Here is a 12,886-nt window from a genome sequence, read left to right on the forward strand (position 1 = left end):
GCTGGGTCACAAAGTGAGGGTGATGTTGAATCGTAATGAGAAGGCGGAGGGATTGCAATTTTGGCCAGGCATTAAAAAAGCCACAAGAAGTGGCTTTTAAGTCAAATGTATCAGGAGTCTGGCAAGGTTTTATGAATTTGGACCATCCACACGTTCGATATTCACTTTTGCAGTACCTGCATTGGTAATACCTAACTGTTTTGCAGCGCCATAAGACAAGTCTAGAACACGGTTACCATGGAATGGACCACGATCGTTTACTTTTACGACTACGCTTTTACCATTGTTTTTATTGGTCACGCGAATATAGCAGTTCAATGGCAAGCTACGGTGAGCTGCAGTCAAACCATTCATATCGAATGTTTCGCCACTTGCAGTTTTACGGCCATGGAATTGGCGACCGTACCAAGAGGCTGCACCAGTTTGGCTAAATTTACGTACTGTGTTAGAAGCGACAGTGTTTAGCTTTTCAATCACTGAAGGCTCATCGTTAGGGATTTCAATTTTCGCAGCAATAGTTTGACGACGAATTTTATCACCAGAACGCTCAGTGATTGAGAGGCTGTTTAAATTTGAAAAGTGCGAGTTAAAGGTTTGAGCATCTTTATTTAATACACGTGTGGCTAAACGTGAGTTGTCATGATCCGTATTGAATGATGACTGCACCAGTTCTGCTTGAGACTGACTCAGGGCAAAAGTGGCCGATAAGGCTAAAATATATTTTATTGAAGACTGCATTATTAAACTCCTAAAGACCGTTGCTTTCATTTCAATTAAGCGATTGAAAATTAAGCTATCAAGTCTGTTAATTCTCTTTTGCAACTACATTCGACGAGATGGATAATATTCATGCCAAGCTAAAGCTGTCTACTCTTTAATTAAAATAATTACAAAAACTACAGAAATATATCATTTTTCGATCAAAATATGATCAATATTGTAACAATGTATGTAAAAGGTCTAATTTGTGAGCTATTTTACGAAAAAAATTATTGACTTTATTGTTTTTTGGTAAAAACCAGCCTTAACGGCTGGCGATTTCAGTGCCTAATTGCCATACCGCTGTGGCATACATTCGACTCTTGTTATATGTCGTAATCACCTGAAAATTTGGATAAGTAATATAGTAAATAGGGCCATAACTATCTTGAAGTTGAATAATATTTACCATATCCAGGTCATCAATTTTCACAATCGGATTGGTTGCAGTGATGCCTTGATTTTTTAAGGCACCATAGGGAGTAGGTTGTTCCAAATCTTTGGCAATAATAGCAGTGGAATTATTTCCACTATAGCGGGCAGCAAAGCCAATCGGTTGGTTACGTTGCCATCCATGTTGAGCCAAATAGTTGGCAATAGAACCAATGGCATCCACGGCAGAATTTCTTAGGTCGATATGTCCATTTGCATCATAGTCCACCCCCAATTTCGTAATGTTACTCGGCATAAATTGCGGATAGCCAATAGCACCGGCATAGGATCCTACTACCGAGCTGGCAGGTACCCCATCTTTATAGGTCCAAGCAATCAATGCCGCGAGTTCATCCTGAAAATACTGCGCACGACGTTCATAGCCAAAACCTAAGGTCGCCAAGGCATCTCGGGTGATGAAATTGCCTTTATTGGCACCAAAACCGGTTTCTACCCCTAAAATGCCTAAAATGACCGATTGTGGTACACCAAACTGCTGTTCGGCACGGTTTAAGGTATCGGCATACTGATTTTTAAAGCGCACCCCACGCTGAATGGTGCTTTCGGCCATAAAATTGGTTTTATATTCGTACCAGGGCTTACTTTCCCCAGGACGATTCATAATATTGATGATATTAGGCAGGTTTTTTGACCCGTTCATGGCCCAATCGACTTGCTCTGCGCTTAAGCCATAGGTCTGCATGGTTTTTTGCTTAAAGCTGTTATAAGCAGGATCGTTGTAAAAATCATTGGCCTGACAGAAACTGGTGATGGAAAGTGCACCGAGAAGTAAAGGAAGACGTTTCATTTTGTTATAAAAGTTGATACTTAACATATTACTCAAAGTTCCAAAAACATAATCAGTGTGTGTAAATCGACATCACGATGCTAAAAGACAGCATTACAAATATAATTGCCGAAAATCCATCTCATGAAAGATAACGGAATTTTTCTAAGGGGCTAAGATAGCATTGACCAAGGCTATATCAACCAGTATGCATACAAAAAAAGACAAACATGGAGAGACTGCGCGTAAATCCACCTCTCAGGCGGATACTCTAAGCCGGGCTTTATTCTCCTGAGCAGAACAATAAAAAGATTGAGCAATTTTCATCAATCAGACTTAATCTTTACATGACTTGTCATAATACGAGCTATCTCGGTTTCGAGTAAGGAATTTAGTCGCGATTGGACATTTTTAAATGGTGTTTGGTTGAAAAGCCATCAGTCTTTATCACTATTTAAAAAGTTAGAAATAGCCCGCTTAAGTATCCATATGAACTCAAGGTTCGGAAGTGAAATCTTTATTCTTTATTCGACTTGCTATAAAGGTTAAATGGGAGAAACTTAGGAATAAGGCACACTCTAAGAAAAAATAAAATCGGGCAGAATTTAACTTTCATCATCACTTTATATAGCAATAATCTGGATATAAAAATAAATGGAAAAAGTAATGCAGAAGATGTTTCTGAAATCAATACAGCAAAAATCGTGCAGTAGGAAGTGAATCAAGTTAAAGGCTGATAAAAAGTATGAACTCTTCAGCATTTGAGCTGGAATTGGACAATAAAAAACCTAGCCATGGCTAGGTTTTCGATAATTTTATAAATGCTTAAGCATGGAATAAAGTATCGTGATATTCAGCAAGTGCCTTCAACTCATCTTTATTCAGATTTGGAATGATTTTATCCACTGCAATATGTACGGCTTTAATCACTGCAGCTGAGCCTAAATCAGCAGCTTTACGTTTAATCATGCCTAAATCAAGGGTCTTATTAAAGTCGCTCATAAAATGACGCACGGTCGCTTCAGCAAATTGCTTATACGATTCCGTGAGCGCTGCTTTGTTGATTTCATTCCCGGCTTTAATTTCCGCATAACTATGCTTAAGATTGGTCACCAGGCTTGCATCTAATGATTCACCTACGCGGAAGTTGCCTTCAGCATCTTTAAACAAGCTTTTTTCAGAAAACTCAATCGATTGCTTGACCACATCATTTGAAGATTTACTCATTAATTGTTTCAATAAAACAGCAACGGTTGATTTGATATAACCCGCAAGTTTTTCAGCTGTATCACGTTTATCACTGGCCGGAAAACGACGCACAAGCTCAGTCAAAATAGCATCAATGATTTCTTCATTAATTAGCAATGCTGTTTTGTCGCGTAAAGGATAAAGCGGTTCGCTGGAATTTCTCTTTTCCTGAGCTGTTTGAATACTGGTTAATAATTCTGCAGTCGGAATAAAACCAAAAAATGGCATGTTAAAAAACCTCAATGTTCTTCATTTTATTGTCGCGCCAAACGAATGGGGCGAGGCATCCATGTCGCATCCGATACACGGCAAGGGTTGATGTCTAATCCGCCACGACGTGTATAAGTTGCATATACCATCAGTTTTTCTGGAGCAAGGTTCTGCCAGATGTCGGCAAACATCTGTTCCACACATTGTTCATGGAATCCATTATGCTGACGGTAAGAAATAATATAAGCTAAAATACTGCGATAACAAGGTTTTTTACCCTGATATCGAATAAAAACTGTACCCCAGTCCGGCTGGCCAGTAACTGGACAGTTACTGCGTAATAAATGTGAATACAGCTGAATTTCAACTTCATCACTATTTTCTGTATCTAATTTTAATAAAGTTGCATCTGGATGACTTTCTAATCGTTCAGGGCTTAAATCGTCAATACATATCCCTTCCGGTTGAGCAATGGTTAACTCATCGGCCTGAAATAGAGTCAGGGTGATAGGAGCACCTGCTGCCGCAGATAAATCTTTTTCAACCGTCGCAATAAAAGCGTTTTTTGAATCGAATGGGGTGAAGTTCATACTATTAAAGTAGAGCTTTAATGATTTTGATTCGATCAGGTTGGGAGAAGAGGCCGGCAAAGTGATACGACCGATGGCAACTTGAGGAATGCCGGCCGCATTGAGCCAGGAAATCTCAAAAACATGCCACCAGTCTTTACCTTGCTGAATGCCTTCAACATGGGCATATTTTTCACGCGCTTGTGCACGTGCAATGGGAAACAGAATATCGGGTTGATATTCTGTTGGATAATTGGTGTCTTTACCTAATAGAGAATGTTCTACACTCATTATTCACGCATTCCTGAACCACGAGAAAGTAAATAGTAAGCTATACCGTAAAGCACAACACAGCATAGGGTAATAACAGTCAATGAAATGGAAACATTGACATCACTATGACCTAGAATGCCGAAACGGAAGGCATTGACCATATATACGATCGGGTTAATTAAAGAGAGATTTTGCCAAAAAGGACTTAAAGCACTAATGGCATAGAATACACCACCTAAATAGGTGAGTGGAGTCAGTACAAAAGTGGGAATAATTGAAATATCATCAAATGATTTTGCATAAACTGCATTAATAAAACCACCCAATGAAAATAAGAATGAGGTAATAAGTACTGTATATATAGTTACGAACCAGTTGGTAATATATAAGTCGGTAAAGAACATGCTCATGGCAGTCACAATAATGCCGACCAGTACACCACGACACACCCCACCAATCACATAGCCCCAAAGAACCATGTGTAAAGGTACTGGGCTCATAATCAGTTCTTCAATGCTTCTTTGGAATTTGGCACTAAAGAAACTGGAAGAGACATTGGCATAGCTGTTGGTGATCACCGCCATCATAATCAGGCCGGGTACAATAAACTGCATATAGCTAAAGCCACCCATTTGACCAATTCGCGAACCGACCAGATTACCAAAGATCACAAAGTACAGACTCATGGTAATGGCAGGCGGCAATAAGGTTTGTGGCCAGATGCGCATAAAACGGCGCACTTCTTTATGCACAAGGGTATATAGCGCAACGCTGAGTTGATTAAAGTTCATTGCGCAGCTCCATCAAGATTTTTTTCGACCATTTTCACGAACAGTTCTTCCAGGCGGTTCGACTTGTTACGCATGCTGCGGACTTGAATGCCTTGTGCTTCCAAAAGTTGAAACAGTTCATTTAATGTATGAGCCTTGTCCATAGTCACTGCTAAGGTGACAGGATCAATTAAATTAAAACGAACGCCGATAATTTCCAGATGGATCGGTTGAATCGGTTCAACCAAGTCGAAAATAAAGGATTCTTCACTCAGCTGATTGAGGAAAGATTTCATGCTGGTATCTTCCTTAATTACACCGCGGTCGATAATAGCGATGCGACGGCAGAGCATTTCAGCTTCTTCTAGATAATGCGTGGTCAGAATGATAGAGGTGCCTTTTTCATTCATTTCTGTAAGGAAATCCCACATGGAACGACGCAGTTCAATATCGACCCCGGCAGTCGGCTCATCTAAAATAAGCAGTTTAGGCTGGTGCATCATGGCACGGGCAATCATTAAACGACGTTTCATCCCGCCAGAAAGCATACGCCCCTGTGTACCGCGTTTTTCCCATAAGCCTAATTTTTCCAGATATTCTTCAGCACGGCTTTCTGCAGTTTTTTTAGGGATACCGTAATAGCCGGCTTGGGTGACCAAAATATCAAAGGTTTTTTCAAACTGGCCAAAGTTAAATTCTTGCGGCACCACGCCTAGGCATTGTTTTGCTGCTGAAGGATGGGTATCCAGATTGTGGCCAAAAATTTCCACTGTACCGGAGGTTTTTTTTGTCAGTGAGCTGATAATGCTGATGGTGGTGGATTTTCCTGCACCATTAGGACCAAGAAGGGCATAGAACTCACCATCGGGTACCGTTAAATTAATACCTTTGAGTGCCTGAAAACCGTTGCGATAGGTTTTAGATACGTCCTTCAAAGTCAATGCATCAGTCATGAAATTCTTACCTGGTGAATAGTATGAGTATTGTGAGTGATCTGGCTGAATAAACCAAGTAAATAAGCAGGAATTGTGTGTTGCAATTCTGGAACATTGCTCAAAGTATAAGCACAAAAATTGATGACTTATATATAGTTGCTTTACGTTACGGTTTTTTTTGTTATGATGTGCATCGCGCGCTCATAGCTCAACTGGATAGAGTACAGGTCTCCGAAGCCTGTGGCGTGGGTTCGAGTCCCGCTGAGCGCACCAATTTCTTAAAAGAATAAAACAAAATATAGTTAAAAGTTATTTAAAATTAGTATCTTAATCTTATTTATATACCAAAATACACCTTAACTTATCAGGATACAGTTGCAAAGAATAAGGATATAAATGAGGATATAATGGATTCGATCATTTTTTGTATCCTTATTTACTATGGCTAAGCACATTATCCCCCTGACAGATTCGAAGTGTTCAAGCACAAAACCGAAAGATAAAGACTATTCTTTATATGATGGGAATGGCTTAATTTTATTCGTTCGCAAAACCGGTACAAAGGTATGGCGATATAAATATAAAAAAGCCAATGGTAAAGATGGATTGATGACATTAGGCAACTTTCCATCTTTAACTTTAAAACAGGCGAGAGATAAACGCCGTGAATATGAAAAGCTACTTGCTCAAGATATAGACCCCATCGAATATGAAACCACTCAAAAAATTAAAAAGAGTAATGCATTTAGTTTTGAATCAGTGGCTAGGGATTGGCATAAGGAATATACCAATACAGGCAGATGGCTTGAGCATACATCTATTAAGGCTTTACGCGTTTTAGAAACCTATGTCTTTCCTTTAATTGGTGATAAACCGATTGATGAAGTGAAGTCAAAAGATTTAGTCACAGTTTTACGTTCAATAGAAGAAAAAGGCTTAACCGAAGTCTTAAAGAAATCACGCCAGCGTTTTAATGCCATTTTTGCTTATGCAATTTCTAGAGGCTTGATTGAGGATAACCCAGCTTATTTCTTAAAAGATGTCTTTGTACTGACCAAAAAGACAAAACATTATCCTCAATTACCATTAGAGCAATTGCCTGAATTACTGCAAAGGCTTAAAGCAGATAGTGGCTATCCTTTAACACGTCTATGTACGGCATTTACTTTGCATGTGTTTGCTCGTTCAAGTGAAATAAGATTTGCACGTTGGACAGAGTTTAATTTTAAGAATGCAATTTGGACGATTCCAGCAGTACGTGAATTCGTCAAAGGACAGCTTTTCTCTGATCGTGGTGCAAAGATGAAAACTGAGCATCTTATCCCGTTGTCACCTAAAGTTCTTTCAATTCTAAATGAAATTAAAATTTATAGTGGAATGACTAATAATGTTTTTCCAAAGAATGGCGACCCCCAAGGCTTTATCTGTGACAAGGTTGTAAACGACACTTTGCGCCGTATTGGCTATGACACACAAAAAGATGTATGTGGACATGGCTTTAGGGGGATGGCATGTTCTGCCTTAGTACAAAGTACATTATTTCAAAAAGAAGCTGTAGAAAAACAAATGAGTCATCAAGAGCGTGATCAAGTACGTTTGGCTTATACCCATCAAGCGGAATATATGGAAGAACGTAAAGCAATGCTAAATTGGTGGAGTGACTATTTGGATGCTAACCAAGAAACTTTTATAAGTCCTTATGACTTTACACAGAGATTATTGAGTAAGGATGTAATTAATTTCAAATATGCGAAGTTGAAGAATTAACACTTAATGATTTTAAGACCATTCTTAATGTTTATTAAGATGATGAGCATTAAAAAAATTAATGAAAGAGTACGCAGTTTGTTGCGTAATGCGTACTAATAATCATAACAAAAGGTACGAACTGAGAAATTGTCTAAAAAAATTATTAATATTAAGTGAATACTCATGATTTCAATTTAGATAATTAGATGACAAAATATACAAACTTATAGTTTTAAATAAAAAAATCTGTGTTAGTGCAAATAAAAAAGTACTTACGGAGTTTGAGGGGGACAGATGGGACTGTTAGATCATATTCGCATTACTAAAGAATATATGGCTATCGCAGATACAATAGAAAAAATTGCGGAGTTGGATCAGGGGGAGTCTGTAGAGAGTGTATTGGATTTTTTGATTTTCCATAAAATAGAAAAAAATATTAAGTGCTTTTATTGCTATAGCGATGGAATTATTGAGGACATAAACGATGGTAAGGATAGCCATTGGGAGCATGGTACAGCAGAAATCATAAGGTACTTTCAAGATAATGTCGTGAGTGATAGTAAGTGCGGGATAAAAAAGATAGATACTAATGCAAAAGAAAAATACCAAGATTATTTTTGGCAGCTATCACAGCTTTATGATTTTGACCCTTTGAGGATTTGGCTAGATGAAATTGGCGTAAATAAAAAAGATTTTTTAAATATTAATAGTGAAAAAAAATATTTACAACCTAAAGGTAATAGCGCGATTCAAGTTAATAAAAAATCGAATGAGACTTTGAAAGCTGAAGAAGCATTGCATAAAAAATATTTGGAAGTTATTGGGGCAATGCTGGAAGAAAGAAGACTTTATCAAAAAGATAAGCTAGGACGTTCTGATAGAATTCAAAGTGCTATAGTATCAACGATTGTTGAACTACTTAAAAATACAGATGCACAACTAGGTTCTCGTAAATTAGATGAAATTTTCTCGAAAGCCAATAAAGCCTTTAATGATTGCAAGAAATAATAAATTTAAACTTAAAAAAACAATAACTTAAAAATAATAATTTTGCATTTTTATTTTTATTTTTTGCAGTTGCAATGAAGTTAATTACGTCATAGATAAAACTTACCCATACTCTTTCATGTATGGGTTTTTTATGACTATCAAACCAATCCGCATTCAATTCAAAACAACATGTGAGCTGTTAGATATTAGCCGTGAAACTTTACGGCATCGTATGCGCACAGATGAAAGCTTTCCAAAACCAATCAAAATGGGAACAGCTAAACAGAGTCCAGTCTACTTTGATTATGCTGAACTCATGGCATGGCATGAAGCTCAAAAGTCTTCTACTCAAGGGGAGGTTTAATCATTCACAACCATCAAATTAAAGTCTTAAACCATTTAGATAATGGCAACACCCTCACGCAAGCCGAAGCAATAAAACTATTCAAGTGTTATCGCCTAAGTGCGGTTATTAATCGTCTGCGCAGTGGAGGTTATGACATTAAAACTCATTATGAGAAAAACACATTGAGTAATGGAAATCATGCACGTTATGAGTTGCGAGGAAAGCAATCATGAAAGAATTTTGGAAAGACCTTATTTACACAATTATTTTAGGTGTCATTTTAATGTTGACGCTAGTTTTTGTTAATTATTCATCTAAGCATTAAGGGGATAACATGACTGCAATTCATGAAACCCCAAGCTTAGAACAGCCTTTGGACATTCTAGCAAATTGTCGAAAATATAATCCACAAGATGATGCTTATTTGCGTCATCCCGTGATTGAACGTTTTGGCAGTCCGGAACAGAGTATTCATATAGATGAAATAACCGTGAATTTAAACGGTATTCAATATGAACAACCTTTGATTTTACCTGTAGTGAATGCACAGTTTGAATTGGTGCAATGTGCAGTATTACAGAATAAACAGCCTGTCAAAGTCATACCTGATGGCCTGGAAAAAGGATTCGCTTACTACGGCGAATTGCAAAAAGATCGGCCTGTAATCATTACATATAACTTGGAAGCATTTTTCAAAATCGCTCAAACGAGTTACGCAGTTGTTTTGGTGATATTGTCTGGCTTGTGCAGACCGTCATTAAAAGAACTCAAGGCATTCGATTTTGAGCAGATTCAATCTGTGGTGAATCAATTATGTAAAGCTGGATATAAACGCTTATACATGCCAGTCAGAGCAGAACATATACAGCTTGAGCCATTTCAAAAGCTGGAACAATACACAGAACTTAGACTGCTAAATCAATCTCAAGTGATAGATGAAAATGAATATCTGACGGAATTGTCACAGGATGAAGATGCTTTGGAAATCGAAGCATTTTTAAAGGATGCGATTGCTTTATTGCCTGAGCAATACACATTGCCGAAAGGACATTTAGCCAAGCCGATGAAATGGGAGAAAGGATACTTTCATATCAAACAGGACGGCATATTTTTTGTGGATGAAGATCAGACACGTTTTATCTGTAGTCCGATTTTGGTCAAAGCTAAAACGAGAGATGACGCAAGTAACAATTGGGGGGTGTTGCTCGAGTGGCACGATGACAAACAGGTCAAACATACTCAAGCGGTGGCAATGGAACTTTTCCAAACGGATGGAAAAGAGCTTCGCACCACTTTAGCCAATCAGGGCGTGAGAATTGCATCCGATCAAAGAGGCAGAAACTTATTCCAGTGTTATTTGATGAATTACCCCATCGAGCAATATGCCTTGTGCGTGGATCGTGTCGGTTGGCATGGTGATGTATTTGTATTACCTCACCAACACTATGGACAGATGAATGAACACATTGTTTATCAGGCGATGACAGGCTTAGACAATCGTTATAAAAGCAAAGGCACACTGGAGCAATGGCGAAGCCAAGTAGCGCAATTGGTAGAGCAACACAGCTTTTTAGTCTTTGCTTTATGTACTGCTTTTACAGGGCAATTGCTTAGACCATTGAACCAACAGGGATGCGGTTTTCATTTTAAAGGTAGCTCATCCAAAGGCAAAAGCACAGCTTTAAATCTTGCCTGTTCTGTATGGGGCAATCCTGAACAGTTTTATCGTACATGGAGAGCAACAGGCAATTCACTTGAGCATACAGCCTCTATGCACAATGACAGCTTTTTAGTATTGGATGAAATTGGAGAAATTACCAATCCAAAAGAGCTTGGAAATATTGTTTATATGCTTGCCAATGGCATTGGTAAAGGTCGCATGACCAAACAAATTACAGCCAAAACCATGTACCAATGGAAAGTTATATTTCTGTCTAGTGGTGAAAAAAGCATGAAAGAAATCATGCTCGAGCAAGGTCAAAAGACTAAGCTAGGACAGGAAATCAGACTTGCCGATATCGATATAGATCAATCGCAATATGGTGTATTTGATTGTATTGATTTTGCAGAGGATGGTGCAAAGCAAGCGATTGAATTAAGCCAACGTATGAATGACTGCTACGGCGTGGCGAGTGAAGCATGGTTGGATTATCTAACCAAAGATAAAACCGAGCGTATGGAGCAAGCCAAAGAACTTTTAAACCAATACCGTGAAAGTTTAGTCGATGTTCATACACAAGGGCATATCACTCGAGTGGCAAGCTACTTTGCGATGGTGGCAACGGCAGGAGAAATGGCAACACAAGCCAAGATTACAGGATGGCAATCAGGCACAGCATTTAATGCCGTTGCTAAAGTGTTTAAGCATTGGTTAAGTGGTTTTGAGCATGTGGGAGATTATGAGAACAGAGAAATCATTGCTCATGTGAAAGCGTTTTTTGAGGCGAATGAATCTAGTCGTTTTGAAGCCATTACACCTGATGCAGACAACCAAGAGCGTATTGTGAATCGTGTCGGTTATTGGAAGATCGAAAAGAATGAAAAGATTTTCTATGTGTTACCTGAACAATTTAAAAATGAAGTCTGCAAAGGTTATGACAGTCGCAAGGTGGCAAAGGTACTGATGGAGCATGATCTACTCGAGCATGACACGGTGAAGAAAACTAAAACCGTCCGATTACCAAATAGAAGTAAATCTATCCGTGTGTATGCCATTAAAGAATCAATCTTTAGTTGGGATATGGATAATGCATAAGGCAACACAGGCAACTAGGGCAACAGGCTTATAAATAGAAGCTTGTAGTGTGTTGCCTTTCGATTTAATGAGATGCAACAAGGGCAGCATTGAATAGATTGTTGCCTTTGTTACCCGAGTCCGTTTTACAGAGGTAACGGCGCAAAGGCTTATATGGTGGGGATGTTGCCTTTGTTGCTGATGTTGCATATAAAATCTATCAATATTTTTCTTATTTATTGAAAATTAAACTAATATGAGCGGCAATAATTTATATTCTAGAGGGGAAATTAATGCTGAAAAAAACGATTGTTGCTGCTTTAACTTTAGGGATTTTTTCTAATGCTGCTTTCGCAACTGAATTTCAAGATAAACAAGCAATTATGAAAATGATGAATCAGTATATTAATGCTGTAGCTTGTGCAACAAGTAAGGTTGAACTGAAGGACATTGTAAATATTCATCCTCCTAAAGAAGATTATACAGGTTCAACCTATTATGTTCTTTGGAGCGGTGATAAAGGATGTGAAGGTGGTTCAGGTACAATGTCAGCATATATTTCTGAGGTATCAAGATACTCAACAAGCCGTCCATTTTTAGTAAATACTGATGATGCTTTAGGTGATAATAACGAGAAGGCATGGGCGACTAGATCATCTTTTACTAATTACCGTTTTATAAACTCTATGAAGAAGACACAAGACGGTTTGTTGGAGATCGTTAGTTGGAACTATGCAGATGATATTTATGGCGGTAAAGACGGGGGGAATAATTTTCCTGCCAATAAATTTAAATACACTTTAGCCTTAGATGAAGAATCAGGTTGGAAAGTTATTAAGCAAGTTTTGTTAGAGCAAAATAAATAAGTCAAAAAGCCCTGTGAAAAGGGCTTTTTTATTCCCGGATTTCAATGAAATCAAACATTAATCAATAGTTAAAAAACATACTGTTTTAGTGCGAAAAATGATTAGTGAATTGATATATAGGGTAAAGATACTTCATAAAGAACATTGAACTAGTTGTCTAACCGGTCTTGATTTAACGTGCGCAAAATAAAAAAATAGCCATTTGGGTGCGTACAGTC

Annotated in this window: 12 protein-coding genes and 1 tRNA gene; 7 read left to right on the top strand and 6 right to left on the bottom strand. The window is 38.1% G+C overall.

Translation table 11 applies throughout. From position 1 onward, the window contains the following. Nucleotides 1-129 precede the first annotated feature (129 nt). From B9T26_RS11610 to B9T26_RS11635, 6 genes are all read right to left on the bottom strand, one after another. Nucleotides 130-738 carry a septal ring lytic transglycosylase RlpA family protein gene (locus B9T26_RS11610; protein WP_086199848.1) on the bottom strand — a complete coding sequence of 203 codons (609 nt, stop codon included), beginning with the start codon at nucleotides 736-738 and terminating at the stop codon, nucleotides 130-132. A 286-nt stretch (nucleotides 739-1,024) separates the two neighbouring features. Then, on the bottom strand, nucleotides 1,025-2,026 hold the full coding sequence (gene mltB, locus B9T26_RS11615; RefSeq protein WP_086199849.1) for a lytic murein transglycosylase B: 1,002 nt from the start codon (nucleotides 2,024-2,026) through the stop codon (nucleotides 1,025-1,027). A gap of 777 nt (nucleotides 2,027-2,803) precedes the next feature. After that, on the bottom strand, nucleotides 2,804-3,454 hold the full coding sequence (locus tag B9T26_RS11620; RefSeq protein WP_086199850.1) for a hypothetical protein: 651 nt from the start codon (nucleotides 3,452-3,454) through the stop codon (nucleotides 2,804-2,806). Nucleotides 3,455-3,480: 26 nt separating this feature from the next. After that, nucleotides 3,481-4,296, bottom strand: coding sequence for an NADPH-dependent 7-cyano-7-deazaguanine reductase QueF (queF, locus tag B9T26_RS11625; protein ID WP_086199851.1), 816 nt, complete (start codon nucleotides 4,294-4,296; stop codon nucleotides 3,481-3,483). Continuing rightward, nucleotides 4,296-5,069, bottom strand: coding sequence for an ABC transporter permease (locus B9T26_RS11630; protein WP_086199852.1), 774 nt, complete (start codon nucleotides 5,067-5,069; stop codon nucleotides 4,296-4,298). Before B9T26_RS11630 ends, queF begins: the two co-directional genes overlap by 1 nt. After that, a complete protein-coding gene (locus tag B9T26_RS11635; protein ID WP_086199853.1) occupies nucleotides 5,066-6,001 on the bottom strand; it encodes an ABC transporter ATP-binding protein in 936 nt (311 codons plus the stop codon). Before B9T26_RS11635 ends, B9T26_RS11630 begins: the two co-directional genes overlap by 4 nt. 179 nt (nucleotides 6,002-6,180) lie before the next feature. Between B9T26_RS11635 and B9T26_RS11640 the strand changes: the two genes are divergently transcribed. From B9T26_RS11640 to B9T26_RS11670, 7 genes are all read left to right on the top strand, one after another. Beyond that, nucleotides 6,181-6,256, top strand: a tRNA-Arg gene (locus B9T26_RS11640). Nucleotides 6,257-6,424: 168 nt separating this feature from the next. Then, nucleotides 6,425-7,750 (top strand): tyrosine-type recombinase/integrase, encoded by a 1,326-nt coding sequence (locus B9T26_RS11645; RefSeq protein WP_086199854.1) that lies wholly within the window; start codon nucleotides 6,425-6,427, stop codon nucleotides 7,748-7,750. Between the two features lie 276 nt (nucleotides 7,751-8,026). Further along, nucleotides 8,027-8,740, top strand: a complete 714-nt coding sequence (locus B9T26_RS11650; protein WP_086199855.1) for a hypothetical protein — start codon at nucleotides 8,027-8,029, stop codon at nucleotides 8,738-8,740. Nucleotides 8,741-8,873: 133 nt separating this feature from the next. Beyond that, nucleotides 8,874-9,086 (top strand): helix-turn-helix transcriptional regulator, encoded by a 213-nt coding sequence (locus B9T26_RS11655; RefSeq protein WP_086199856.1) that lies wholly within the window; start codon nucleotides 8,874-8,876, stop codon nucleotides 9,084-9,086. 17 nt (nucleotides 9,087-9,103) lie between these two features. Beyond that, complete coding sequence (locus B9T26_RS11660) at nucleotides 9,104-9,301, top strand: helix-turn-helix domain-containing protein (RefSeq protein ID WP_413772768.1); 198 nt, start codon at nucleotides 9,104-9,106, stop codon at nucleotides 9,299-9,301. Nucleotides 9,302-9,402: 101 nt separating this feature from the next. Then, on the top strand, nucleotides 9,403-11,823 hold the full coding sequence (locus B9T26_RS11665) for a DUF927 domain-containing protein (protein WP_086199857.1): 2,421 nt from the start codon (nucleotides 9,403-9,405) through the stop codon (nucleotides 11,821-11,823). 272 nt (nucleotides 11,824-12,095) lie between these two features. Next, nucleotides 12,096-12,668: a hypothetical protein gene (locus tag B9T26_RS11670; protein ID WP_086199858.1), complete on the top strand. Its 573-nt coding sequence runs from the start codon at nucleotides 12,096-12,098 to the stop codon at nucleotides 12,666-12,668. Nucleotides 12,669-12,886: the final 218 nt, after the last annotated feature.

It is taken from the genome of Acinetobacter sp. ANC 4169 (genome assembly GCF_002135355.1).
Classification (GTDB): Bacteria; Pseudomonadota; Gammaproteobacteria; order Pseudomonadales; family Moraxellaceae; genus Acinetobacter.